Origin of the sequence: Maritalea myrionectae DSM 19524 (assembly GCF_000423365.1) — a bacterium.
Lineage (GTDB): Bacteria > Pseudomonadota > Alphaproteobacteria > Rhizobiales > Devosiaceae > Maritalea > Maritalea myrionectae.
In genome coordinates, this window is record NZ_AUHV01000006.1 from 80,638 (window position 1) to 105,379 (window position 24,742).

Here is a 24,742-nt window from a genome sequence, read left to right on the forward strand (position 1 = left end):
ATAACGTATGGCAAAAAGAGGTGCAACCGTTCTTTTCAAATTGAGTGCAAATTTGTGTCCGATCAAAATTTAGCGCAAGAGGCGCTGGTGCGTTTAGACAAAGTTGGCGTTTATCGCGACGGCAAATGGCTGGTGCGCGGTGTCACTTTTGACGTGCATCCCAAAGAAATTGTTACGCTGATTGGGCCAAACGGGTCAGGCAAATCCACCAGTGTGAAAACCGCCTTGGGCGTGCTGCAGCCCACCGAAGGCCAGGTGATCCGCCGACCCGATTTACAGATTGGCTATGTGCCACAAAAATTTAACTTGGACTGGACCTTGCCCATGCCGGTCAGCCGGTTGATGAAGTTGACCAAAAAACAAACCGAGCACGATATTGATCATGCCTTGGATTTGGTCGGCATCTCGCATCTCAAGAAATCGGATATGCAATCGCTCTCGGGTGGGGAAACGCAGCGGGCTCTGTTGGCCCGCGCCTTGCTGATGCAGCCAGATTTGCTGGTGTTGGATGAGCCGGTGCAGGGCGTCGATTTTGCGGGCGAGATCGCGCTTTATGATTTGATCAAAACCATACGCGATGAAACAGGTTGCGGGATTTTATTGATCTCTCATGATTTGCATGTGGTGATGGCGCAAACCGATACGGTGATTTGCTTGAATGGGCATGTGTGTTGTCGCGGCACGCCGAAACTGGTGGCAGAGAGCGATGAATATAAGCGTCTGTTCGGCGCGCGGGCGGCGCAAAGTCTTGCGGTTTATCAGCATGATCATGACCACACCCATTTGCCGGATGGCCGGGTGATGCACGCCGATGGCACCATTCATGATCATTGTGATCATGGGCAGGATCGGCCGCATGAAAAGGAGCATCACTAATGGGTATTTTAGATGATTTCTTTATGCGGGCGATGATTGCTGGTATCGGTTTTGCTTTGGTCACGGGCCCGTTGGGCTGTTTTATTGTGTGGCGACGCATGGCTTATTTTGGTGACACAATGGCCCATTCGGCCTTGTTGGGTGTGGCGCTCAGCTTTGTGTTCAATCTCAATTTGATGGTCGGCGTGATCGCTGTGGCGCTGATGGTGTCCTTCGCTTTGCTGATCCTTGAAAAACGGCAATCCCTTTCAGCGGATGCGCTTTTGGGCATCCTCTCGCACTCCACGCTGGCCCTGGGTTTGGTGATTGTCAGCTTGATGACGAGTGTGCGCATTGATCTGATGGGGCTTTTGTTTGGCGACATTCTCGCCGTGACCAGCACCGATATTCAAATGGTCTATGGGCTTGGTGCCGTGGTCCTTGCCATCTTGATTTGGTTCTGGCGCCCCTTGGTGGCGGCGACGGTGAATGTGGAATTGGCGCAGGCGGAAAATATGAAGCCGCAACGCAGTCGGTTTATTCTGATGGTCTTGCTTGCGCTGTTGATCGCCATCGCCATGAAAATTGTCGGTATCTTGTTGATCACCGCCTTGCTGATTATTCCTGCGGCGACAGCCCGTCGTTTTGCGGCCACGCCCGAGATTATGGCGGTGCTGGCGTCTATTTTGGGCGTTGTCGCTGTGATCGGCGGTCTATATGGTTCTTTACAATATGACACCCCGTCTGGCCCCTCAATTGTGGTGGCGGCGTTGATCATCTTTTTGATTTCCTTGATGCCGAAAAATTTGCGCGGCGCCAAAAACCAGCCTGTGGAGGCCCCTCATGAGTGAGCAAAACTTGACCAAAAATCAGGATCTGGTGCTCAACCAATTGGGCAAATCCAAAACCCCGATGAGCGCTTATGATTTGCTGGATAAGTTGCGTGAAAAGGGCTTAAAGGCACCGCTACAGATTTATCGGGCGTTGGATAAGCTGACCGAAATGGGCCTCGCCCACCGGCTGGAAACGCTTAATGCTTTTGTGGCGTGTGCCCATCCGAACTGTCATGAGAATGAACTGATCGCTTTTGGTATTTGCGAGAATTGCAACAAGGTGTGGGAGTTCTCAGATGATGAGGTGAGCAAACGCCTCGACCTTTGGGCGAAAGAACGCGACTTCACGCCGGTAAAAACCAGCCTCGAAATTCGCGGTATATGCGCTAAGTGCGCTTAGGCCCTTTTCCTTTACTTGCCATCGGCATCCCCGCCTGATAGGAAGCGCGTCCGCATTTTATCAGCTTGTCACCTTGCACGGATAGATCATCGCGATCCGGGCAGGGTTTTTACGTTCTTTGGAGGGGCATATGGGCGCACAATATTCCTATGGTGTTGATTTCGGTACCACCAACACAGTGATTGCCCGGGCCAATCAAAATGGCGATGTGGACACGGTGCAATTTGGCATGGGCGAGCAAATGTCCGATGTGTACCGCTCGGTCTTGTGTTTTCAAAAGATCGAACGCGAACGCTCGTTTGATGTGGAGGTAAGTGCGGGGCTGGAGGCCATCAAATCTTATTTATCCGCCCTCTCTGAAATCCGTTTTATTCAGTCCTTTAAAAGCCATGCAGCCAGTCGATTGTTTGAAGAAACGCGGGTCTTTGGTCAAAAATATCGGTTTGAGGATTTACTCGCCGCCTTTTTGCAAACCGCGCGCAAGAGCGCGGCCAATGGACTTGATGAAATGGGTACCACCTTTATTTCGGGGCGGCCGGTGGCCTTCGTTGGCGCGTCCCCAGACGATCAATTGGCGATGGAGCGATATGAGCTGGGCTATAAGCAAGCTGGGTTTCCCACCCCGCAACATGTTTATGAGCCAGTGGGCGCGGCCTACTCCTATGCCAAACGGTTGAAAAAAGATGCGACCGTGTTGGTGGGCGATTTTGGCGGCGGTACGAGCGACTTTTCGATCATTCGGTTTGAGCGCCATGGCGATCGGGTTGTCGCGCATCCTTTGGGCTATGCGGGCGTGGGCATTGCTGGTGATAGTTTTGACTATCGGATTATTGATGCGGTGATTTGCCCGGAATTGGGCAAAGGCACCGAATATAAGTCCTTCGACAAAATCCTTGAAATTCCCAAGCATTATTTTGCCAATTTCGCGCGTTGGCACCAATTGGCGGTGTTGAAAACGCCGCAAAATATGAATGAGCTGGAAGAATTGTGGAATGCCTCGCTGGCGCCGGATAAGTTGGAAGCGTTGATCGATACGATTATGGATGATCGGGGCTTTGATATTTATCGGGCCGTCTCCGGTGCCAAAGCACAATTGTCATCAAACCCCACGGCCAATCTGCAGATCAAGCTGGGCAAAATTCAAATCGATCAGGAGATCAAGGTCGATGATTTTGAGCATTGGATTGAAAAAGACCTCAATAAAATCGGCCAAGCGGTTGATGGTTTGTTTGCGCGCGAGCACATCAAAATCGAAGATATTGACCATGTGTTTTTGACCGGCGGTTCATCTTTCATCCCGGCGGTAAAGCGTTTGTTTGCTGATCGGTTCGGCCCCGAAAAGCTGGCTGATGGCAATCAGTTCCAATCGGTGGCCCATGGCTTGGCTTTGATTGGTTTGCTCGATGATGTGGAGCCTTGGCTTGCCGGTGCCGAGCTTGAGTTGAGCTAGTTTAAAAACAAACGCCAGATATTATCCGGGTCGCGCCTTCATCACCGCAATGTGGCGAGAGGCTTCAAAGCGTCATCGCTGCAATCAGCTCATCAAAGTCTTTGCTGTCGATCATCTTCATGGACCAGTCGCTATAGGCGCGTTCGGTGATGGGTTTGCGCATCATCTCAATGACATTGGCATGGCGGCTATCATCTTTGATCTTTCGCATCAGTTTGTCGATGTCGGCCTCACTACCCTCAAGCACTTGGGCAAAGTTTTTGCCATTATAGGCGAGGGCGCCAGTAATGTTTTTGGTGGCGTTCTTTCTCTGGGCAGCTTCAAGGATGGCCGAAACATCTTTGTAGTCTAAATTGGCGAGACCGGTGCTGACATATAATAGTCTGATCATAATGCCTCATCAGTAATTTTGGTGCGCAATGCGGGCCAGTTTAACTGCTGAGGCTAAATTAATTCTGAAAGATTGGGGTTAAAAGGCGGCGCGCCACCTTCTAAGTGTTCATGGCGCTTACCAGTTCATCAAACTGGAGCCCTTCAATATGCTTCATATGGAAACCGTCAAAGGCCCGCGATTCAACTGGGTTGCGCATCATTTCGATCACACCAGAATGGCGATGGTCTTTTGAGATATTGTCCATCAATTGATTGAGATGGTGCTCCGCACCTTCAAGCACTTGCGCGAAATTCACCCCATTGTAGGCCAAGGCCCCTGTGATATCGAATTCCGCATTATGTTTGTTCGCTGTGGCAACGATCTCTGCAATATCGTCTTCACTCAGATTTGGAACCGCGGTGCTTACATATAAGAGTCTGATCAAATTTATATCCTAGATCTGCTGAAACAGCCTTGTTTGGGGTGTTGAATTCCCGTGTGAGGAAATCTTATTTCAACATTAATTTGCAGGCAATGTCGCGGGGGCGGCGAAACCCGTGGCTCAATATATTTTTACAACACCTGTCAATCGGTTAGCTGGTGATCCCGGCGCGATTCGAACGCGCGACCCCCAGATTAGGAATCTGGTGCTCTATCCAACTGAGCTACGGGACCACAGGTGGCAATCTACCCAAACATTGCTTGAGAGAAAAGCAGTTTGCAGGGATGATTTTTGCCTTATTTTGGTGCAACATCGCTGATGAGAAAATTTAGTGGGGTCTTTATGGGATTCTCCAGCCAAGTTGGAGCAGTTTTTGTGGCGGGTCTTGTTTCTTTTGCAGGTTGCGCGATGTCGGCATTTGCGTGCGAGACGCTCACGCCCGGGCCAAAGGGGCGCGTGGTGGAAATCACCGATGGTGACACGTTCATTTTGGACAACAGCCAGAAGGTGCGTCTGATTGGTATGCAAGCCCCAAAACTGCCCTTGGGTCGGATCGGATTTGACACATGGCCTTTGGCCGAGGAAGCCAAGGACTTTTTGGCGGATTTTGCTTTGGGTGAAATTGTGCAGGTTTTTTACGGCAGCACCCGAAAAGATCGGCATGGCCGGGTGTTGGGCCATGTGTTTGTTGACGGTGAACGGCAAAAATGGGCGCAAAAGGCGGTAATCGCCAATGGCCTGGCGCGGGTGTATTCATTTGATGACAACCGCCATTGTTTGGACGAGCTTTATGCGGCGGAGCGGCAAGCAAGAGTTGACCGCAAGGGCATCTGGGCGCTTGATTATTATCAAATCCGGCAAGCGGGCAAGCCCAACCAATTGGTGAAGCTGGCCGGGCGCTACGAGTTGGTAGAGGGCCGTGTTTTTGATGTGGGCGAAGCCAATGGGCGCGTCTATCTTAATTTCGGGCGTGACTGGGATACAGATTTTACCGTCGTCATTCAACGCGGGGCGCTAAGTGCCTTTAAAAAGGCTGATTTTGATCCCAGAAAACTCACAAGTGCCCTAATTCGCGTGCGAGGATGGGTTGACGATCATGACGGGCCGCGCATTGATGTGACCCATCCAGAACAGATAGAAATATTGGCGGCGCAGTAGGAAAGAGCATGAAGAGACGTCACATTGTTATTGCAGTGGCGCTGGCTGGTCTTTTGTCTGGCTGCACGAGCGTATTTACCGGTGGGGTCGGCACATCGCAGTTGGGTGACCGCACGGCGGATCGTGTGCCCGCAGGGGCAGACCCCGGCGATAGTGTGATCGGGCTGCGCGAACACCCCAAAATTGTGGCGACTTATGGCGGGGTTTATAACCATCGTTCAGCGGAGATTATGCTGGCCCGTATGGCGGGCAAATTGCTGGTGGCGGCGGAGCAGCCCAACCAAAGCCTGACGGTGACGATTTTGGATTCGCCTGAGGTGAATGCGTTCGCCTTGCCCGGCGGCTATATTTACGTCACGCGGGGTATTTTGGCGCTCGCCAGCGATGAAGCTGAGTTGGCCGCTGTGCTGTCCCACGAAATCGCCCACCTCACCTTGCGGCACGCGCGTGAGCGCTCCAATCGCGAACGCACCAGCAAAATTGTTGATCGGGTCATCTCCGGCATTTTGGGCGCTGATCCGGATACGGATCAATCCTTGGCCCGGTCAAAGCTCTCTTTGGCCGCCTTCTCGCAATCGCAAGAATTGGCGGCGGACCGCCGGGGCGTGTTGGTGGCTGGCGCGGCGGGCTATGATCCCCATGCGGCAGCACGGTTCCTTTCGCAGATGGGGCGCTTTGCGGCCTTTACCGAGGGTAATGAAAGCGGCGATGATTTCTTGTCCTCTCACCCTTCCACGCCGTCACGCATTGAAGAAGCGGTCAAGTCGGCGCGGCAGTTGGGCGCGCCAGGCATTGGGGCAAATGAGCGCGAGCGCTATCAGCGGGCCATTGATGGTATTGCATTTGGCCCGAACCCGAATAACGGCACGATTGTGGGGCAGCAATTCATCTATCCTGCGCTTAAATTTACCTTCTCGGTGCCCCAATCCTATCAGTTGAGCAATGGTGCTGCCTCTGTGGTGGCGGTGGCGGAAAGTGGCACGGCGCTTCGGTTCGACAGCGCTGAAGTGCCAAGTGATCTGCCATTGGAGACCTATTTGCGTTCCGGTTGGGTGGCAGGCCTTAATGATGACAGCGTGCGCACAGGCCAAAAGAATGGCGTGGAGCGGGTGATCGCAACAGCGACCACTGAGAAGTGGTTTTTCCGCATTGCTGCGGTGCGGTATGAGGGGCAAGTCTATCGCTTTATCTTTGCGGCTGAGCGTGACAGCAAAGCGTTCCGCCAGGAATTTGAAGCCACGATCGACAGCTTTAGAAAAGTGCGGGCATCAGACCTGAATCAGATTCAAAACTTTGAAATTGATATTGTGACCGCAAAGAGTGGCCAGCGGGCGGGCGATCTTTCGCGCCTCATGGCTGGGGTGAAACGGCGTGACGATTTGTTCTTGATTTTGAATGGACTTTATCCGGGCGATCCGCTTGTGGCGGGGCAGGGATATAAAATCATTCGGAAGGACAAATAAAAGGCCGCAACCCTATGACGGGATACGGCCTTTTAGAATGAATTGGCTATGGCGCCTTATGCGGCGGCTTCTTCGCCTGACTCGTCTGATTTAGCACCACGACGTGGGCTTTTAGCGAGGTTCTTCTGGATCAGTTTGACCGCTTCGGTCAAAGAGATGCGGTTGACGGCACCGATTTCACGGCTCATGCGGTCGATCGCTGCTTCAAACAGTTGGCGCTCTGAGTAAGATTGCTCAGGCTGATCGTCCGAACGGAAAAGATCGCGCACAACTTCTGAAATCGAGATCAAATCGCCTGAGTTGATCTTGGCTTCATATTCCTGTGCCCGACGGCTCCACATGGTGCGCTTAACGCGGGCGCGACCTGTGACGGTTGAAAGTGCTTTTTCTACTGTTTCTTCGTCTGCCAATTTGCGCATGCCAACGGTTTTGACTTTTGCAAGTGGCACACGGAGGGTCAACTTATCCTGCTCAAAATTGATCACAAAAAGCTCAAGTGAAAGACCTGCAACTTCTTGCTCCTCGATGCCGGTAATCTGGCCAACGCCATGCGACGGGTAAACAACAAACTCACCTGTTTTAAACCCTTGACGTTGTACTGATTTTTTAGTTGCCATATTAATGGTACTCCTGTTGACGCCCAAACGTTTTCCACGTTTGTTTTGGCTCTTATCGCCCCCAGTCGCAGCTATATTCTGACGCAAGGATTAGGCCCCAATTCTCATTGGTTACCAAAATGTTAATCCTGTCCTTGTGAAGCAAAAAAAACGTGCCCTCCGGCACGGCTGGTTAGAATAAGTTCGCGACTGTTATCTATTTGTAACACAAAATGCCGCCAGAATCAATTTTGGCGGCATTAGGACTTGTCCAGCGATTTTTTATAGTAAAAAAGCGGCTAATAGAGCGAAGCTTAGTCGCCTTCGCCGGGGGCCTCTGAGAAGTATTTCTCAAACTTGCCTTTTTCGCCATCATGCTTTTCCGCGTCCGCTGGCGGATCGCGTTTTTCTGTAATGTTCGGCCAAACTTCAGCGAACTTGGTGTTGATCTCCAACCAGCTCTCAAGGCCAGGCTCTGTATCGGGTACAATGGCTTCGGCAGGGCATTCTGGCTCGCACACGCCACAATCAATACATTCATCAGGATGGATCACCAGCATGTTTTCGCCTTCATAGAAGCAGTCTACAGGGCAAACTTCAACGCAATCCATATATTTACATTTGATGCAATTGTCGGTGACGATATAGGTCATGAAGCCAATTCCACTTTGTTTATTGACCCGTTTTAGAACGGTTTCAGAATTGGTTTATTGGCTAAAGCCTTTTCTGAAAAAGTGCAAGTCATGAAACCGGGTTTCCTTTTTCAAAGTTTGGTGATTTTTGAAAAAGCAAAGCTGTTTTTGGATGAAAAACAAAATAGTCGCAAAATCAGAGCGGATCTTTGCCCAAAAGAGTCTCTGTTTGGCGGCGTTCCTTCTTGGTGGGGCGGCCCGCGCCTTTCTCCCGCACGGCTTGGGGTAAGGGGCGTGGCCCTTCACTTTTGGGAATGGGCGGTGGGCTTAAATCGTCATAAAGTTCAGCGGCTTGGGTGGCGGATCCCCGCTTTTCGCCCAGTTCGACCACGCGATATATTTTAATCTGCCGGGGCAAGGTGACCGTGAGCACGTCGCCCACTTTCACTTTGTGGGCGCAATCATTGCAGCGCTCTTTGTTGATTTTGACGTGGCCGCCATTGACCAGCTTTTGCGCCAGGGTGCGCGTTTTGACGCAGCGGACAAACCACAGCCATTTATCAATGCGTTGTTTGCCCGCTGGCGCGTTCATTTATTGCTTTTTGAGGGCCATCAAAGCGGCAAAAGGCGAATCGGGATCGATTGGCTTTTCTTTTTTCGCGGGCCGTTGATTTTGGTTGGCGTGGCGGTTCGGACCTTTGCCTTGTTGCGGCTTGCCGCGCTTTTGGCCTTTGGCGGGCCGCTTGGCGCCGGACTTGGCCCCTTGTGGCTTGCGATTATTGTTGCGCCCGCCGGGGAACCAGATTTCATCAAACTGTTCTTCAGCTTCTGCAGCAGCATCAGCTTCGTCCGTTGTCTCTTTTGCGGTGACAGCGGGTTCGGCTGTTGCGTCAGCTTCAGGGGCCGCCGCTTCTTCTGCCGGAGCAGGTGTCTCGGCAGCCGCCTCTTCGGCCTTTGCGGGTGCGTCGGCGCTTTCGGCTTTGGCTTCAATCTTGGTGCGATTGACGCGGTAGCCAAGGCTTTTCAATACAGAATTGAATTCTTCGCCCGCACAACCGAGCAATGAGGTCATTTCCACCGTGACGCGGAAACCGTTGCCTGGGGCCGCGCCTTCCGGGGCTTCAACTTCTTGATTGCGGGCTGGATCAAAGCTGATCAGCGGGCGAATCAAATCGGCCAAGCGTTCAAGAATATCCACGCGGACAGCCCGTTGGCCCACCACTTTAAAGCCTGCGATTTCATAAAGTTCTTTGGCAAAGCTGGGGTCCACATCAATTGATGTGCGGCCTGAAAGAATGATCTGCGGCAATTCAGAAACGCCGGGCTGGCGCACGCCACCATTTTGCAAGGCCCACAGCACCAGCGCCAATTCGCGCGGGGCGGGTTTCAGGGAAAGCGGCACATAAATGTGATAGGCGCCAAACTTCACGCCCATTTTGCGCATGATGCCACGCACATCCTGATCGAGTGCTTTGACATCTTGCGACACTTCTTGCCGCGGCAAAACACCAAGTTTTTCGGCAATCTGATAGGCGACGCCGCGGGCGGTGCCTTCCAACTCTGTCGGTTCGCGCAATTGCAGGAGTGGTTCAAGCAGCGTGTTCACATGGTGCTTTAACCAAAGGGTCACCCGTTCTTGCACGGATTCAAGTTCGGCACCGCTCAGGCTCTCATCCGCCAGGATCACAGCGCGCGGGCGGAACATGTCGTCGCCCTGCGCCAGATCGGCGATCACTTCGCCGCGCCACCGAATAAGACCATCCGTCGCCAACACAAATTCATCATTTGGGGCGTCTGTCACTTTTTCGGCGCGTTTTTTGATTTCAGGGGCAATGGCCACACCAGCGGCGGTGCGTAAATTCTTTGCGTCGTCGCCTTCGCCGGGGCTCAGGTTAAATCGAAACCCTTCGATAGATCCGATTTTATGACCCTCTAGGGATACGTCGCCGCTTTGGGAAATTTCAGGTGTCGTCATATTCTTATCTCTTAAATGGCGCAGAAGGACGCTGGTGCGTCGATCAACAAATCTTTGGGTAAGTCGCTCATGGAGCGCGTCTGATAAATTGTTCTCGATTTCACTTGTTTTTTCACGCCAATAGGTCGGATCTTTTAGCCAGTCTTTACGATTTGCCACGAAAGTCCAAGTGCGAATTTGTTTAATCCGATTGGACAATGTGTCAATGTCACCGACACTATTGTCGCAAAAGCTGACCTGTTCGTCCATCCAGTCTTCAAAAATATAGCCGTTGGAGCCAAGATTTTGAAAGATTGTGGCAATTATCTCACCATGTTGCGCAGGGGAGATGCTGCGATAATCAGGAATCTGGGCGCATTCCCACGCTAAACTGGTCTGTTCTCGCCCTTTAATGTCACCAATATTGGGGTGGCGCTGCAAAAATTCGAGCGCCAGTTGATCCTTTGCCGTGGGGATATTGGTGAGCAATTTATGCTGTGCAGGCACCTCTAAAGATTGGCGCAGCGCATCAAGCGAGCGCAAATCATAGTCGCGGGAGCGCCATTGCAGCACTTTCACCGGGGCAAATTGGTGGGTTTCCAGCTGTTCGATGACTTCGTCGGAAAAGGGCTCCAACCCGGCGGTGATGCCAAAGGTGCCATCGCGTTTGTAGCGCCCGGCGCGGCCGGCAATCTGCGCCATTTCTGCGGGCGTCAGGTGGCGCAATTGTTTGCCGTCAAATTTCATGTCGGCGGCGAAGGCCACATGTTCAATGTCCAGATTCAGGCCCATGCCGATGGCATCGGTGGCGACCAAAAAGTCCACATCGCCATTTTCATAAAGGTCGACTTGGGCGTTGCGGGTGCGGGGGCTGAGGGCGCCCATCACCACCGCTGCGCCACCACGTTGGCGACGGAGCAATTCGGCAATGGCATAGACTTCATTGGCGGAAAAGGCGACAATTGCTGAGCGCCGGGGTTGGCGGGTGATCTTTTTTGAACCGACATAATCCAAATTGGAAAAGCGCGGGCGCATGATGATGTCGACATCGGGCAGCAGTGCCGAAATGATCGGCGCCATGGTGCCGGCCCCTAATAGCAAGGTCTCTTGCGTACCGCGACAATGTAAAATCCGGTCGGTAAAAACGTGGCCGCGATCCAGGTGGGTGGCGGTTTGGATTTCATCCACCACCACGCAATCCACCACCAGTTCGGTGGGCATGGCCTCCACCGTGGCAACCCAATAGCGGGCTTTGTCTGGCACAATGCGTTCTTCACCCGTCACCAACGCCACGGCGTCCGTGCCCGCGCGTTTGCACAGGGTTTGATAGATCTCGCGCGCCAACAGCCGCAGGGGCAGCCCGATCATGCCAGATCGATAGGCCAACAGCCGCTCAATGGCATAATGGGTTTTGCCCGTATTGGTTGGCCCCAAAATGGCTTTAAGGTTTGGGCCTTTGGCGGGGCGAATGAAATGGTGAGGTGCGTTCATAAGATCTTTTGGCAAAACAATATTTTAGCAGCCTTTAACGCGGCTTGGTGTTGGTTTCAAATTGAAACATATTTGGATTGGTTCGCCAGTTCAATTTACGATTGGTACAAAGTGAGAACAAATACGGTCCGAATCGCGGTTTATCCTGTATTCTGATTTCGTTCTATACCGTATATAGTAGGGCGAGGGTGGCTTGCCCACAATTTTTGAATTCTTAATCAAAAATTTACCATAAAATTCGCTTTTTCCGTTTAGATTGATGAAGGTTTAGTTAAAATTGTAACTTTGTTTACCTGCCTTGTTTTTGTGTGAACAGCATCAATTGCAAATTAATTGCGATTTTAACTTTTGTGGTGCTGAAAATAAGGCATTTGAGCGCAAAAATTTACAAAAAAGCGGTTGCCGTTCCATTTTGAGAATGAGGGCGCGCAGAATCGCGGGCTGGAGCAGCCCTTCTGCCTCAACACAATAAGGGTGGTTATTGAACGGAGAGGCGGGTGAGCACCATGGAGAGATCGCCAAAGGCGGTGCCGACCAAAACCCGGTAGGGAATGACGTAGCCCGTGTCTTTGAGCGGCGCAAACCACATTAGAAAACGCTGATTGTTTTTCATATAGGTGGTGCTGGCGCTGTCGCTAAAATGGCCCGATACCGGGTTGTATTTCAACTTGCACAGCACAACAGGGCCTTGATAGCCGGTGCGTTGCGAGGTTGCGGTTTGGTTTTCGGCAAAGCTCATATTGATGTCAAAGCGCTCAATGCCGGTGAAGATCCGCATTTGCCGATTGCAAATGGCGGGCGACAGGCTATCGGCTTTGATCAAGAATGCCGCAACCGGATCATTGATGTTTGTGAGTTGGCTTTGCTTGACCGGCACGCGATTCACATTGTCGGTGAGCTCGGGGATCACTTGAAAGCTGTTCACTTTGGCGCCTTGTGCCCGAAACTGCACTTTGAACAGTTCATTATTGGCCTCTGTGGCCAGTTGAAACTGCTCGGCTTGCAGGTCGCCGCCGTTCAGGCTGCCTTTGGAATCGAGATTTGCGGTGCCCGCGGCCACAAGGCTCGCCAAGCCGGAAACCACACCATCAATATCCACAGCATAGTTTTGGCCATTATTGTCAAAATCAACAGCGACCTGGGCGATGTTGACGCCTCTAAGGGTCACCACATAATTGGCGGTGGCATCGAATGCATTGGCGGCCAGTGTGCTGGCACAAAAAAGGGCGACTGACGCCCCGGTGAGATTGCTGAATATACGCTTCGAAAAACGCTTGACGGTCAACACATTTATCGCCACGTTTCGCCCATGCTCCCTAGCCGCTATTATCGCCAATTGGCTGCTTCGAATCAGTTTTTCTTCACACTGAACGGTGATCCGGGTCGATTCAAGGCAAGAATAGGACAAATTGGCACGCAAGCGCTTGACTAACGGGGCAGAGTTCTCTAATTAGACGCGACTTTTCATTAATATGAGATCGACAAGGCACCGCCTGTTAGAGCGGATTTGTTGGTTTTGACCGAACAGGATGTGAGTAAAATGGCACGACGTTGTGAACTTTCTGGCAAAGGCGTGATGTCAGGCAATAATGTGAGCCACGCGCTCAACCGGACCCGTCGCAAATTTTTGCCTAATCTGTGCTCCGTGACTTTGATGTCAGAAGCGCTGGGCGAAAGCGTGAAACTTAAAGTTTCTGCTGCAGCATTGCGCACCGTTGAGCACCGTGGTGGTTTGGATGCCTATTTGCTGAAAGCAAAGGACACCGAATTGTCTACACGCGCTTTGAACGTGAAAAAAGAAGTGCGTAAGGCACTTGCTGAAGCGTCTTAAGCTGCGGCTTGAACGTTTGAAAATTTAAAGATTTTCGTTGGTGCCGCGCAAAGTTTTTGCGCGGTGCTTTTTATTGGATGTGGCGCTGGTCACCTGCCGGGTCAGCCACAAATAATAGAGGTGCATGAAATGGTGCTCACTCGTCTATTGTTGGCCATTGTGGCCATGGCCGTTGTGGTAACGGCGTCGAACTTTCTTGTTCAATTTCCGGTGCAAGCGCAATTGGGGCCTGCCAATTTGGCAGACATCCTCACTTGGGGCGCGTTCACCTATCCCTTCGCCTTTCTCGTTACAGATTTGACCAACCGCTTTTTCGGGCCGCAAAAGGCACGCATCGTGGTGTTGGTCGGCTTTGCATTGGCAGTTGTTCTCTCCATCTTTATGGCGACGCCGCGGATCGCGATCGCGTCCGGCACTGCTTTCCTCACCGCGCAATTGTTGGACGTGTCGATATTTGACCGTTTGCGCAAAGGTGTGTGGTGGAAAGCGCCGCTTGTGTCGTCCGGCATTGCATCCGTTGTTGATACATTGTTGTTCTTTTCATTGGCCATGGCCCCGGCTTTCGCCTTTATCGATGGGTGGTTTGGCATGGACGACAGTTCATTGGGCTTCCCCGTGCCGTTCCTCAGCTTTGGGGCAGAAACCCCGCTCTATCTCTCACTTGCTGTGGGTGACATGCTGGTGAAAGCCCTGATGGTTATCGCCTTGCTGCTGCCTTATCAGGCATTGCGTCGGGTGATTGCTGCACGCGTGGAAACAGTGTCTGCATAAATTGAAAGCGCCGCGCCTTTTTTAAGGCGCAGCGCAATCGTGAGCGAACCCCAAGCATGGTAATCCGTGCTTGGGGTTTTTTGTCTTCATCTGGGTTTAGGCGACCGGTGGATTTTGCCAACGGGTTGGCGCGAAGGGCTTCGTTAGGGCCCGTTCGACCAGTTCCAGATGATCTTGGCCGTAAAAGGGATCGCCCTCGACAATATAGGTGGGTGAACCAAAAATGTTCTGCGCGATCGCCCAGTCCGTGTTTTCCTGCAATTTTGCTTGGATGCGGGTCGAGCTGGCCTCTGCCACAAGGGCGTCGGCGTCGTGGCCCAGTTCCGTTGCGATCTTTTTCAACGTGTCGGTATCAGACAGATCTGCATCATCGCGCCAATGGGCTTCAAGCAGCCTATGCGCCAACTTGTCGGGGGCAGGGCCACTATCGCCGAGGGCGAGGATCAGGCCGGAGGCGAGGCTATAATCCGCATCGTGAAAGGTGGGGCGAAATGTGATGATCGGCACGTCACGATATTCTGCCCATCGTTCGATCTCACGTCCGAAGAAATAGCCAACATTGGCTTGGGTGCGATTACGGAACGGCTGGCTGCGCTGGGCTTGCACCACTGGCGACAGCAGAATGGGCCGATGAGTCAGCGTGACTTTATGCGCGGTGCAAATCGCGTTCAGCTTTGCCGATCCGATATAGGCGAAGGCAGAGTGGGCCGAATAGACATATTCGATGGTGGGCATAATTACTGTTCTTTCAACGCGGTGGAGATTAGCTAAGTTGGCCGGATTGGAGCTGGCGGGCAAGCCCTTCCAGCAGCAAGTTTAAGCCGAAATCGAATTGAGTGACGCCATCATATTCCCCATTGACCAAGGCCAAGGTGGCACCGTGCAAATAGGGGAAGTCCGATTTCTCGATCATTGGCAGATAGTGTGCGGCGGCGGCTTTATACTCGTCTGGTTCAACGGGGAAATTGAGCTCTTGCATGGTGTAGCCATAAATGTGGCTATCGATGGCATTGCGCGCCCAATCTGCGGTCGCGTATGTAAAGCCAACATTGATGAGGCATCCCAGCGTTGCATCCGTGTCGCGCATGGTTTGTTCGCCATTGGTGATGGTGGAGATCAGCAGCGGCGGTGCCCAGGGGTGCCTTAAAAAGGCTTGGCGCATGGAGTGCGCGCGCCGTCGCATCGTTTCTTGCCAGTCGCCCTTAATTTGAGGGCGTTCAAATTCACTCACAACATGGTCCAGCATCAAGCTGAGCAAATCGTCCTTGTTGGCCACATGGTTGTAAATCGACATGGCGGTCACGCCCAATTGGGTGGCGAGCTTGCGCATGGATAGCGCCTCAATGCCCTGACTGTCGGCCAGTTCGATGGCCGCTTCGGTAATTTTTTGTGCGTTCAGCGTGCGGCGTTTGTCAGCTTGGGATGTGCGGCTCATGGGCAATCAATTCCAGTTGGACGTAAAAAGAGGCTTGACTCATATACAGTGTATATTTATAGCTCAATGCCGTCAAATATACACTGTATACATAATGCAAGTTTAGCCAGCCTATTGGAGGCGCAATGTCTGTTACTGAAAAAATCTCAACCCTATGGATTGTGGTCATGTTCAACATGGTCTTTGCCGATGTTCTGTCGTTTATCAGCCCTGGCTTTTTGGCCGAGGCCGCGACGGGCGTGATCGATGGGATTGAAATCACGCCCATGTTCATCTTGTTGGCGGCGATATTTATTGAAATCGCCATCGCCATGATTTTTCTATCGCGGGTTTTGCCGCGCAAAAGCTGTCGCATCGCCAATTGGGTGGTGGTGGTGGTCACCATTCTTTTTGTGGTTGGCGGCGGGTCGCTTGCGCCGCATTACATCCTGTTTGCTTCAATCGAAGTATTGGCGATGCTCTATATCGCCTATCTTGCTTGGACTTGGCCGGCAGAAAGCGCGCAGGTATAGGCGTAAAAAAGCCCGCAGCAGATGCTGCGGGCTTTTGATTATTCAACTGGATATAACAGCTAGTGTGTCGACAAATAGGTCGCCAGGATATCGCGGGCGGCACCTAGGTCAGTTTTGTCGATCATTTCGGTCACGGTGTGCACATAGCGTGTGCCCACCACGATGCCGATGGCTTTCGCGCCAGCCGCGGCTTGTTGCGCTGCCGCGCCGTCTTGGCCGCCCCGGGCCAAAATGGTGCGCTGATACGGAATTTTGTTCTTTTCAGCCAGTTCTTCCATTTCGCGCACAAGGCCGATATCGGCAATGAAGCTGGAATCTTTGATGTGCAGGCCAACGCCTTCGCCTTGAACGGTCACACGCTGATGCTCAGGCACGCCGGGCGTGTCGCAGGCGAGGGTGACGTCAATGCCAAGGCCGATATCGGGTTTAATGGCATAGGCCGCTGTGCGGGCGCCGCGCAAGCCAACCTCTTCTTGGGTGGTGAAGGCCACATGGATTTCGCATTCATGTTTGCCACCATCTTCGACCAGCTTGCGGATCGATTCGATGCCGAGCCAGCAGGCCACGCGGTTATCCAGTGCCTTGGAGACAACTTTGTCTTCAAGATCGAGCAAGGGCTCGTCCATCACGATGTAATCGCCGATTTTGACCTTGTCTTTGGTCTTTTCGCCCATGCCGAGGTCCACGAAAAATTCTGACAGGCCGGGCACTTTTTTTGCGTCGCCAGGTTCTTGAATGTGGATTGGTTTTCCACCGGGGTTCATCACGCCTTTATAATCGCCATCATCGGTGCACACCAAAACCCGGCGTGAGAACAAATTGCGTGGGTCAAAGCCGCCAACGGGATCAATATAGATGTGACCCTTGTCGCTGATGTGTGAAACCAAAAAGCCAATCTCGTCCATATGGCAGAGCAGCATGACTTTTTTCGGGGTGCCTTTGCCCTTTTTGGTGGGGTTGCGCTTGCACAGCAGTGAACCCATCGGGTCCATAGTGACTTCGTCAAAAAGGCCTTCAATTTCGCTTTTGATCACCTCGCGAATACGGTCTTCGCGTCCGGGTACGCCGGGTGTTTCACACAGGCGCTTAAGCAGGTCGATATTCATATATTTATCCCTTGTTATGTCACGTTTCGTTAGACGCTCGAAACTTGGTAAATCAAGTTACTTTTATTTGCCGTAAACTCAAGCATAATGCCGCATAATTAATACAAAATATCGAATTGCAATAACATTGTGCGTTGCCAGCCATTAAAATTGTCGTCGGAAACAAGTGTGATTCGTGGATTATTGGTCGGACCAATACTTACCGCAAGTCCTTCCATATTGTCCACTGCGGTGCCGCCGGCAGCCAAGATGGTCTCCCCCCTTATCCGCGCGCCGGGCTTAATCCTGTCGCTGGTGATCAGTTCCAGCCGCATGGTGAAGCCGATCAGGGAGACGTCGCGCTTGAGAATCAGCAGGTCGCCATTGGGCAAAAAGGCGCAAGCTGTGGGTTTAAACCCGCCTTCGCGCGCAAAGCTGAGTTCGCCGCGGTCCTCATTGCCTTTCAGCCATGCAGCATGGTCACCGCCGCTGGCTTTCACGTTCTCCGTGAGCATTAAGGTGGAGCCGGCAATCGGGGAAGCGGGTGGGGCGATGCAAAGCGCCTCCAACGAACCATTGTGGCGGTTTCTGCGCAACCAATCGGGGATGGAGACTTCGCGTGCCGCCCCTTGCGGCCAACCGTCCACCAATTCGAAATCTGCGACGCGGGTCAGGTGCTCAAAGGCGACCCGGACGGCGCTCGGGACCCCGTCGCGAAAAATGGTCTCGATGCTTTCAGAATCGCGCGAAAAGCGGGTGGGTAAATTGGCGCCCTTTGAGTTTTTAATTGGCACGAGGGTGATGTTGTTGAGGTCGCCCAAATTGCCTGCTTGATCATAGGACATTTTGCCATTTAGAAAATGTCCACGATCACTCACCGCAGCAAATTTGCCATCGTCAGAGGTGAATGTGATGCCGGAGAAGCCGCCAAACTGTTCATGATCATTGCGCAGCACAAACCCGCCGCGCCAGATCAGCTTGTCGATCTTGTCGCCTTTATTGCGCCCTTGAAAGCGCTCGATGGGCTGCAGGTCAATTGTGAGAGGTTCCGCAGAGGCGGGCGCAGCGGCGCAAAGGCCGCTGGCAAAAAGTGCAAATGCTATTCGCCTAGCGGCGGCGTGCACGGGCTTTTGATGGCGGTTCTTCGTCAAACAAATCGGCCAGATTGTCCGTAAGCGCACCCGCCAGCTCTTCCGCGTCGAGCAGCGTGACCGCCCGGCGGTAATAGCGGGTAACATCGTGGCCGATACCGATGGCCACCAATTGAACAGGCGAACGTGTTTCAATATCTTCAATGACGAACCGTAGATGTTTTTCCAAATAGTTGCCGGGATTGACGGATTGTGTGCTGTCATCCACAGGCGCGCCATCGGAAATCACCATCAATATGCGGCGATTTTCGGGCCGGGATAAAATCCGTTTATGCGCCCATTGCAGCGCCTCGCCATCGATATTTTCTTTCAATAAGCCTTCGCGCATCATCAGGCCGAGATTGTCTTTGGCATGGCGCCAAGGCTCATCCGCGGCTTTATAGATGATGTGGCGCACATCGTTGATCCGACCAGGATTGGCCGGGCGACCAGCTTGCATCCACGCTTCGCGAGATTTGCCGCCTTTCCAGGCACGGGTGGTGAAGCCCAAAATCTCAACCTTCACGCCACAACGCTCCAGCGTGCGCGCAAGAATGTCGCCGCAAATGGCGGCAATAGTGATCGGGCGACCGCGCATGGAGCCGGAATTGTCGATCAACAGGGTCACGACGGTATCGCGGAAGTCTGTGTCTTTTTCGATCTTAAATGACAAAGGCTGCAGCGGATCGGTCACCACGCGGGTGATCCGTGACGTGTCCAACAGGCCTTCTTCAAGGTCAAATTCCCAAGAGCGATTTTGCTGCGCCATTAAGCGACGTTGCAATTTGTTGGCCAACCGCGCAACAGCACCCGTCAGGCTATCCAATTGCTTGTCGAGTAAGGCACGCAATTGCGCCAATTCTTCAGGTGGGCAAAGCTCGGCCGCGCCAATGATCTCGTCAAACTTGGTGGTGAAGATCTTATATTCCGGCATATTGCGGAAATGATCTGGAATGTCGTTTTGCGGCGGGGTGTTGGCCGCGTCTTCGCCTTGTTCAATCGGCGCTTCTTGCTCTTCGGTTTCCTCTAAGCTGGCTTCTTGACCGTCGGTCTCGCCTTCTTCTTCGGTGTCGCCGGGCGCTTGCTCGGCGTCCATATCCATTTCTTCTTGGTCCGCAGAGCCATCCTGCTTATCCGCATTTTCGTCTGGTGCGTTTTGCGGATCGGCATCTTCGCCGCTTTCGTCCTCGTCGCCATCCAAATCGGTGGGGTCAGCATCAATCATCATGTCGAGATTGCGCAGGGCGTTGCGGGTCAGTTTGGAAAACTCGACTTGGTCATCAAGAAAATCGCCGAGATTATCAAGGCCATCGCCAACTTTGTCTTCAATGGTATCGCGCCAGAACTCCACCAGTTTTTCACCGGAGGGGGGCACCTTCATGCCGGCGATTTTTTCGCGCAACACCAGGCTCATGGCTTCGGCCAAAGGCGCATCGGCAATGTCTTTGATGTTGGAATAGTTGGCGCGGAACATTTTGTCTTCCAGCATGGCCGACAAATTGTCTTTCATGCCGGGCAGGCGTTCCACCCCAAGCGCCTCCACGCGTACTTGCTCGAGCGCATCAAACACCGCGCGGGCTTCGGGGTCCTGCGGGGCATAACGATTGTGTTTTTTGGTGTCATGGGCCGCCAGGCGCATAGACATGGCGTCACCCTGGCCCCGGGCAATAGCAATGTCTTCAGCTTTGGGCACGCGCGGCAAGTTGGCCAGCCGGGCCTTGTCTTTGGTCAAAAGCGGTCGATCGGAGGTGAAGGCCACCTCCAATTCGCGTTCGCCAGACACGGTCCGCACCGTTGCGCCAATCGCGTTTTTCAGCGTGGCGGTCGGGTCGGCCCGGTTTTGCTTTTTCCCGGATAAAGACATGGTGCCTCTTTGGGTTGGCGGTTAGGCGCTCAGGGCGATGTTCGCAGCGGATTCTGGCAGATCTGTGCCAAATACACGCTGGTAGAACTCAGCCACAACAGGGCGTTCCAGCTCATCACACTTGTTGAGGAAGGTGAGGCGGAAGGCAAAGCCGATATCGCCGAATATCTGGGTGTTTTCCGCCCATGTGATCACGGTCCGTGGGCTCATCACGGTCGACAAATCGCCATTGATGAACGCCTGACGGGTCATGTCAGCAAGGCGCACCATGTTGGAAACGGTCTTTTCGCCTTCTTCATTCTGGAACTGCTTGGCTTTGGCCAACACAATGCCCACTTCTTTTTCGTGCGGCAAATAGTTCAGCGTGGTCACCAAAGACCAACGGTCCATTTGGCCCTGGTTGATCTGCTGCGTGCCGTGATAAAGCCCGGACGTATCGCCCAAACCGATGGTGTTGGTGGTGGCAAACAAGCGGAAGGCAGGGTGTGGTTCGATCACTTTGTTTTGGTCCAACAATGTAAGGCGACCTGACACTTCCAGCACGCGCTGAATCACGAACATCACGTCGGGACGGCCCGCATCATATTCATCAAACACGATGGCGACATTGTTTTTCAGCGCCCATGGCAAAATGCCATCGCGGAATTCGGTGATTTGCTTGCCGTCTTTCAACACAATGGCGTCTTTACCCACCAGATCGATCCGGCTCACATGGCTGTCGAGGTTTACCCGCACCAAAGGCCAGTTCAATCGCGCGGCAACCTGTTCGATGTGGGTGGATTTACCCGTACCGTGATAGCCTTGCACCATCACACGGCGGTTGTGCTCAAACCCGGCCAAAATGGCCAAAGTAGTGGCCTTGTCGAACAAATAATCAGGATCAAGGGGCGGCACATGTTCTGTGCGCTCTTTGTAACCTTTCACCACAAGGTCGGAATCAATGCCAAAAAGGTCACGGGCATTATATTCGGTATCGGGTAATGGAGCGGTTTGTTCAGTCATAGCGGATGCCTTCGTCAGGTCTGGCCGAAGCACGGCATAGTGCCGAAAATGGCGGGTAAGGTTTTAGTTGAGATTTCTATAACAGCAAATTGTGGCGTACCCAAGGGTTAAACGAACCCTTTGGCCTTCAAATGGTTATAAGCGGTGATGATATTGCGCAAGCGCTCTTCAGAGCTTTTGTCGCCCCCATTAATGTCGGGGTGGTGCTTTTTCACCAAATCCTTATAGGCCAATTTGATGGCGTCGGCGCTGTCGGTGGGGCTCACGCCCAGCATTTCAAGCGCCTTGCGGTCGGCCTCCAAAATTTTGCGATCTGCTGAGCGGTTGGGGCCGCTCGATTTGCCCTGCATGCGGGCATAGCGCGCAAAAACATTGGATGGATCGTGACGCTTTTTCTTTTTGGTGCGGCCGTTAGAGTCGGCGCCAACGCTGCCGCCTTTGCCTGCGCGCGTGTCCCAAGTGGGGCGGCCATAGGAACGGTCGGAGACGATATCTTTGATTTCGTCGTCGCCCAGATCAGAGAAAAAGTCGTAATTCTTGTTATATTCACGCACATGGGCCAAGCAGAATTGGTGATGTCCGGGCGTGTTTGGGCCTTTGGGGGCCTTGTGGATTCCCGGTTCCTCACAACCTTTCCATGCGCAGCGTGGTGATCCATCTTCAGGCTTGCCGGATGAAGAGGCTCTTTTTTTAACGCGAATTTTATCGAACAGCTTGGATTGCAATTTCTCGGCTCAATTGATTTATGAAAGGGGACCCCTTTTAGCCTAAAAATGGAAAAGAGAAAAACCCCTATGTTGGTAAAAGACGCGATTATTTCAAAATTAAATGCGACATTCTCGCCAGAACACCTCGAAGTGATCGATGAATCCGAACTTCACCGCGGTCATGGCGGCTGGCGCGAAGGCGGCGAAACTCATTTTCGCGTCGTGATTTCGGCCCAAAGCCTTGCGGACAAAAGCCGGGTTGAACAGCATCGCGCCATCAATGGCTGTTTGGCCGAAGAGCTTGAAGACCGCGTCCATGCCCTCGTGATCAAGGTGAAATGACCAATCGGTGCATTACGGCACGATTTTGATTTCCGTGATCCGGTTGCGTTCCTTTTTTAGCACCTTGAAGCGGAAGCCATGGAAGGTGAAGACCTGATTCACTTCCGGGATCATTTTGGCTTCTTCCACGATCAGTCCGGCGATGGTGTTGGCGTCTTCGTCGGGCAAATGCCAATCGAGCGTCCGGTTCAAATCACGGATCGGCACGGAGCCGTCCACAATATAGCTGCCGTCGGGTTGCTTTTGCGCCCCTTCCATAATCTCGTCATGCTCGTCGGCAATTTCGCCCACGATTTCTTCCAAAATATCTTCAAGGGTCAGCAGCCCTTCCACTTCGCCATATTCATCCACGATCATTGCGATGTGGGCTTTTTCCCGCAAAAAGGCGTTCAGCTGCGCTTGTACGGGGGTGGTGTCGGGCACAAACCAGGGCTTTGAGACAATTTTCGAGAAATCGAGCTTTTCCACGTTACCGCCGGCGCGGAACAGGGCGCGCAGCAAGTCTTTGGCGTGGACGATGCCGACAATGTTGTCTTGATCATTGCGCCACAATGGAATGCGGGTATAGGGGCTTTCCAAAATATCCTGCACCAATTGCTCTTTGGGCAAATCAGCGTCAAAGGCCAACATTTTGGTGCGGTGCACCATCACGTCGTTCACTTCCAATTCGCTCAAATCCAAAATGCCGCCCAGCATGTCGCGGTCGTTTTTGATCACTTCACCTTCGCGGTGCAGCAGATCCACGGTGCCGCGCAGCTCATCATGCCCGGTCAGGCCATATTCATCATCTTCGGCACGCGCACCTAAAAGGCGGAGCATCAAATTGACCAGCTTTTGGATAGCATAGGTGATGGGGGCAAACACCACCACAACGGGCCGCACAAAGGGGCCCACATTGAGGGAGAATTCGTCGGGTTTTGAGATGGCCCAGGTTTTGGGCAGCACCTCAGAAAAAATCACCACCAATAGCGTCATCACCAGGGTGGCGTAGATGACGCCGGAATCGCCGAACAGCGAGATCAACACGCTGGTTGCCAAGGACGAGGCCAAGATATTGACCAGATTGTTGCCCAGCAGCAGGGCGCCGATCAGGCGTTCCTTATCGACGATCAGTTTTTCTACGACGGATGCTTTGCTTTTTCCGGCTTTCACCCAATGGTGGATGCGGGCGCGGCTGGCAGCGGTCAGCGCCGTTTCAGAGCCAGAAAAAAAGCCGGAAAGCGCCAGCAGAAAGATGATGGCGCCAACGGAAACCCAGAAGGTCAGAGTTAATTCGGTCATTTTTGCCGTTCTTCGTTCAAGAATTCAAACACTTGGTCAGGATTGACATTTTTCTCAATGAAAGCCTTGCCTATGCCTTTTGTCAAAATAAAGGTCAGCGCGCCGCGCGAGACCTTTTTGTCTTGGGTAATCAGGTCGAGCAAATCCGCCGTGGGCGGCAGATCGCCGGGAATGTCACTCAAATTGGTGGGCAAGCCCGCTTTTTTCAAGTGCGCCACCACGCGCGCATCATCTTGGGCGTTGGACAGGCCGAGCTTGGTGGAGAAACGATGGGCCAAGGCCATGCCGATGGCCACCCCTTCGCCATGGATCAAGCGATCTGAGTATCCGGTGGCCGATTCAAGCGCGTGGCCAAAAGTGTGCCCCAGATTAAGTAGGGCGCGTTGGCCCATTTCGCGCTCGTCAGCCACCACCACGCGGGCTTTGGCGCGACAGGCGCGGGCAATCGCCTCGGCGCGGGCCGGGCCGCCTGCAAAGATTTCGGGTTGGTTTTCTTCAAGCCAGAAGAAAAACTCCTCATCATCGATCAAGCCATATTTGACCACCTCGGCATAACCAGCGCGGAAATGACGTTCCGACAAAGTTTCGAGTACACCCAAATCAGCGGCGACAAAGCGCGGTTGGTGAAATGCGCCGATCAGGTTTTTGCCGTGGGGCGAGTTCACCCCGGTTTTGCCCCCAACGGAACTATCGACTTGCGCCAAAAGGGAGGTGGGGATTTGCACAAAGTCCATGCCGCGCCGCATGATGGCAGCAGCAAAGCCCGCCAGATCGCCGATCACCCCTCCACCGAAGGCCAGCACAATATCGTTGCGCTCCAGCTTCTCTTTCAAAAGGGCAAACACCACGCTATCGAGACGGGCCATGCTTTTGGCATTTTCACCGGGGGGGATGGAGATGAGGGCATAGTTCAAGCCGTGGGCCTCGAGGCTTTTTTGCAGTCGCGCCCATTGGTTCTTTTCCACATTCAAATCGGTCACCACGCCGAAACGCGCGCCGGGAAACTTTTCTTTCAAAATGCCGCCCAAGCGGTCCAATACATCGGGTGCGATCTCGATGTCGTAGGCGCGGTCGCCTAAATCAATAGGCACAATGATCGGTTTTAGGGCGTTTTCGGTCGACATAATTTCTTCTT

Annotated in this window: 26 protein-coding genes and 1 tRNA gene; 10 read left to right on the forward strand and 17 right to left on the reverse strand. The window is 52.9% G+C overall.

Features of this window, described 5'->3' with window-relative positions:
• Positions 1 to 54: 54 nt before the first annotated feature.
• The 4 genes from G549_RS20880 to G549_RS0117090 all read left to right on the forward strand — a co-directional run bounded on the left by G549_RS20880 (position 55) and on the right by G549_RS0117090 (position 3,538).
• Positions 55 to 876: an ATP-binding cassette domain-containing protein gene (locus G549_RS20880; RefSeq protein WP_036223504.1), complete on the forward strand. Its 822-nt coding sequence runs from the start codon at positions 55 to 57 to the stop codon at positions 874 to 876.
• On the forward strand, positions 876 to 1,706 hold the full coding sequence (gene znuB, locus G549_RS0117080) for a zinc ABC transporter permease subunit ZnuB (protein ID WP_027836042.1): 831 nt from the start codon (positions 876 to 878) through the stop codon (positions 1,704 to 1,706). The genes G549_RS20880 and znuB overlap by 1 nt, the downstream gene beginning before the upstream one ends.
• The gene (locus tag G549_RS0117085; RefSeq protein ID WP_027836043.1) at positions 1,699 to 2,088 is read left to right on the forward strand and encodes a Fur family transcriptional regulator; all 390 of its coding nucleotides are present in this window, start codon (positions 1,699 to 1,701) and stop codon (positions 2,086 to 2,088) included. Before znuB ends, G549_RS0117085 begins: the two co-directional genes overlap by 8 nt.
• Positions 2,089 to 2,218: 130 nt before the next feature.
• Positions 2,219 to 3,538, forward strand: coding sequence for an Hsp70 family protein (locus G549_RS0117090; protein WP_036223401.1), 1,320 nt, complete (start codon positions 2,219 to 2,221; stop codon positions 3,536 to 3,538).
• Between the two features lie 64 nt (positions 3,539 to 3,602).
• On the opposite strand, the gene G549_RS0117095 is transcribed toward G549_RS0117090, so the two are convergent.
• From G549_RS0117095 to G549_RS0117105, 3 genes are all read right to left on the reverse strand, one after another.
• Positions 3,603 to 3,929, reverse strand: coding sequence for a BLUF domain-containing protein (locus G549_RS0117095; RefSeq protein WP_027836045.1), 327 nt, complete (start codon positions 3,927 to 3,929; stop codon positions 3,603 to 3,605).
• Between the two features lie 100 nt (positions 3,930 to 4,029).
• Positions 4,030 to 4,356: a BLUF domain-containing protein gene (locus tag G549_RS0117100; RefSeq protein ID WP_027836046.1), complete on the reverse strand. Its 327-nt coding sequence runs from the start codon at positions 4,354 to 4,356 to the stop codon at positions 4,030 to 4,032.
• 153 nt (positions 4,357 to 4,509) lie between these two features.
• Positions 4,510 to 4,586, reverse strand: a tRNA-Arg gene (locus G549_RS0117105).
• Positions 4,587 to 4,761: 175 nt separating this feature from the next.
• On the opposite strand from G549_RS0117105, the gene G549_RS0117110 reads away from it, so the two are divergent.
• Together G549_RS0117110 and G549_RS0117115 are read left to right on the forward strand one after the other, a co-directional pair.
• Positions 4,762 to 5,511: a thermonuclease family protein gene (locus G549_RS0117110; RefSeq protein WP_027836047.1), complete on the forward strand. Its 750-nt coding sequence runs from the start codon at positions 4,762 to 4,764 to the stop codon at positions 5,509 to 5,511.
• 8 nt (positions 5,512 to 5,519) lie between these two features.
• Positions 5,520 to 6,974 (forward strand): M48 family metalloprotease, encoded by a 1,455-nt coding sequence (locus tag G549_RS0117115; RefSeq protein WP_027836048.1) that lies wholly within the window; start codon positions 5,520 to 5,522, stop codon positions 6,972 to 6,974.
• 56 nt (positions 6,975 to 7,030) lie between these two features.
• Here G549_RS0117115 and G549_RS0117120 read toward each other — a convergent pair whose 3' ends face one another.
• The 5 genes from G549_RS0117120 to G549_RS0117150 all read right to left on the reverse strand — a co-directional run bounded on the left by G549_RS0117120 (position 7,031) and on the right by G549_RS0117150 (position 12,947).
• On the reverse strand, positions 7,031 to 7,591 hold the full coding sequence (locus G549_RS0117120; protein WP_027836049.1) for a CarD family transcriptional regulator: 561 nt from the start codon (positions 7,589 to 7,591) through the stop codon (positions 7,031 to 7,033).
• A 293-nt stretch (positions 7,592 to 7,884) separates the two neighbouring features.
• Positions 7,885 to 8,223 (reverse strand): ferredoxin FdxA, encoded by a 339-nt coding sequence (fdxA, locus tag G549_RS0117125; protein ID WP_027836050.1) that lies wholly within the window; start codon positions 8,221 to 8,223, stop codon positions 7,885 to 7,887.
• 175 nt (positions 8,224 to 8,398) lie between these two features.
• Positions 8,399 to 8,794, reverse strand: a complete 396-nt coding sequence (locus tag G549_RS21855; RefSeq protein ID WP_027836051.1) for an RNA-binding S4 domain-containing protein — start codon at positions 8,792 to 8,794, stop codon at positions 8,399 to 8,401.
• Complete coding sequence (locus G549_RS0117140; protein ID WP_036223407.1) at positions 8,795 to 11,647, reverse strand: helicase-related protein; 2,853 nt, start codon at positions 11,645 to 11,647, stop codon at positions 8,795 to 8,797.
• 478 nt (positions 11,648 to 12,125) lie between these two features.
• Positions 12,126 to 12,947 (reverse strand): DUF3108 domain-containing protein, encoded by an 822-nt coding sequence (locus G549_RS0117150; protein WP_027836053.1) that lies wholly within the window; start codon positions 12,945 to 12,947, stop codon positions 12,126 to 12,128.
• A 240-nt stretch (positions 12,948 to 13,187) separates the two neighbouring features.
• Here G549_RS0117150 and rpmB point away from each other — a divergent pair, with 240 nt between their 5' ends.
• Both rpmB and G549_RS20885 read left to right on the forward strand, forming a co-directional pair.
• A complete protein-coding gene (gene rpmB, locus G549_RS0117155) occupies positions 13,188 to 13,478 on the forward strand; it encodes a 50S ribosomal protein L28 (RefSeq protein ID WP_027836054.1) in 291 nt (96 codons plus the stop codon).
• Positions 13,479 to 13,607: 129 nt separating this feature from the next.
• Positions 13,608 to 14,249: a VUT family protein gene (locus G549_RS20885; RefSeq protein WP_036223413.1), complete on the forward strand. Its 642-nt coding sequence runs from the start codon at positions 13,608 to 13,610 to the stop codon at positions 14,247 to 14,249.
• Between the two features lie 96 nt (positions 14,250 to 14,345).
• Here G549_RS20885 and G549_RS0117170 read toward each other — a convergent pair whose 3' ends face one another.
• On the reverse strand, positions 14,346 to 14,984 hold the full coding sequence (locus G549_RS0117170; RefSeq protein WP_027836055.1) for a 2-hydroxychromene-2-carboxylate isomerase: 639 nt from the start codon (positions 14,982 to 14,984) through the stop codon (positions 14,346 to 14,348).
• Positions 14,985 to 15,012: 28 nt separating this feature from the next.
• Positions 15,013 to 15,684: a TetR/AcrR family transcriptional regulator gene (locus G549_RS0117175; RefSeq protein ID WP_051214067.1), complete on the reverse strand. Its 672-nt coding sequence runs from the start codon at positions 15,682 to 15,684 to the stop codon at positions 15,013 to 15,015.
• A 125-nt stretch (positions 15,685 to 15,809) separates the two neighbouring features.
• Here G549_RS0117175 and G549_RS0117180 point away from each other — a divergent pair, with 125 nt between their 5' ends.
• The gene (locus G549_RS0117180; protein WP_036223417.1) at positions 15,810 to 16,196 is read left to right on the forward strand and encodes a DUF6326 family protein; all 387 of its coding nucleotides are present in this window, start codon (positions 15,810 to 15,812) and stop codon (positions 16,194 to 16,196) included.
• Positions 16,197 to 16,255: 59 nt separating this feature from the next.
• Here the strand turns inward: G549_RS0117180 and G549_RS0117185 are convergent, their stop codons facing one another.
• The 5 genes from G549_RS0117185 to G549_RS0117205 all read right to left on the reverse strand — a co-directional run bounded on the left by G549_RS0117185 (position 16,256) and on the right by G549_RS0117205 (position 21,831).
• Positions 16,256 to 17,302 (reverse strand): M42 family metallopeptidase, encoded by a 1,047-nt coding sequence (locus G549_RS0117185; protein ID WP_027836058.1) that lies wholly within the window; start codon positions 17,300 to 17,302, stop codon positions 16,256 to 16,258.
• Between the two features lie 98 nt (positions 17,303 to 17,400).
• Positions 17,401 to 18,432 (reverse strand): esterase-like activity of phytase family protein, encoded by a 1,032-nt coding sequence (locus tag G549_RS0117190; protein ID WP_169449675.1) that lies wholly within the window; start codon positions 18,430 to 18,432, stop codon positions 17,401 to 17,403.
• Positions 18,389 to 20,275 (reverse strand): cobaltochelatase subunit CobT, encoded by a 1,887-nt coding sequence (cobT, locus tag G549_RS0117195; RefSeq protein ID WP_027836060.1) that lies wholly within the window; start codon positions 20,273 to 20,275, stop codon positions 18,389 to 18,391. Before cobT ends, G549_RS0117190 begins: the two co-directional genes overlap by 44 nt.
• Before the next feature lie 21 nt (positions 20,276 to 20,296).
• Positions 20,297 to 21,277 carry a cobaltochelatase subunit CobS gene (cobS, locus tag G549_RS0117200; RefSeq protein WP_027836061.1) on the reverse strand — a complete coding sequence of 327 codons (981 nt, stop codon included), beginning with the start codon at positions 21,275 to 21,277 and terminating at the stop codon, positions 20,297 to 20,299.
• Between the two features lie 107 nt (positions 21,278 to 21,384).
• Positions 21,385 to 21,831, reverse strand: a complete 447-nt coding sequence (locus G549_RS0117205; RefSeq protein WP_156905576.1) for a J domain-containing protein — start codon at positions 21,829 to 21,831, stop codon at positions 21,385 to 21,387.
• 240 nt (positions 21,832 to 22,071) lie between these two features.
• On the opposite strand from G549_RS0117205, the gene G549_RS0117210 reads away from it, so the two are divergent.
• On the forward strand, positions 22,072 to 22,326 hold the full coding sequence (locus tag G549_RS0117210; RefSeq protein WP_027836063.1) for a BolA family protein: 255 nt from the start codon (positions 22,072 to 22,074) through the stop codon (positions 22,324 to 22,326).
• Between the two features lie 12 nt (positions 22,327 to 22,338).
• On the opposite strand, the gene G549_RS0117215 is transcribed toward G549_RS0117210, so the two are convergent.
• A complete protein-coding gene (locus G549_RS0117215) occupies positions 22,339 to 23,607 on the reverse strand; it encodes an HlyC/CorC family transporter (RefSeq protein ID WP_027836064.1) in 1,269 nt (422 codons plus the stop codon).
• On the reverse strand, positions 23,604 to 24,731 hold the full coding sequence (aroB, locus tag G549_RS0117220; protein ID WP_027836065.1) for a 3-dehydroquinate synthase: 1,128 nt from the start codon (positions 24,729 to 24,731) through the stop codon (positions 23,604 to 23,606). Before aroB ends, G549_RS0117215 begins: the two co-directional genes overlap by 4 nt.
• Between the last annotated feature and the right edge of the window lie 11 nt (positions 24,732 to 24,742).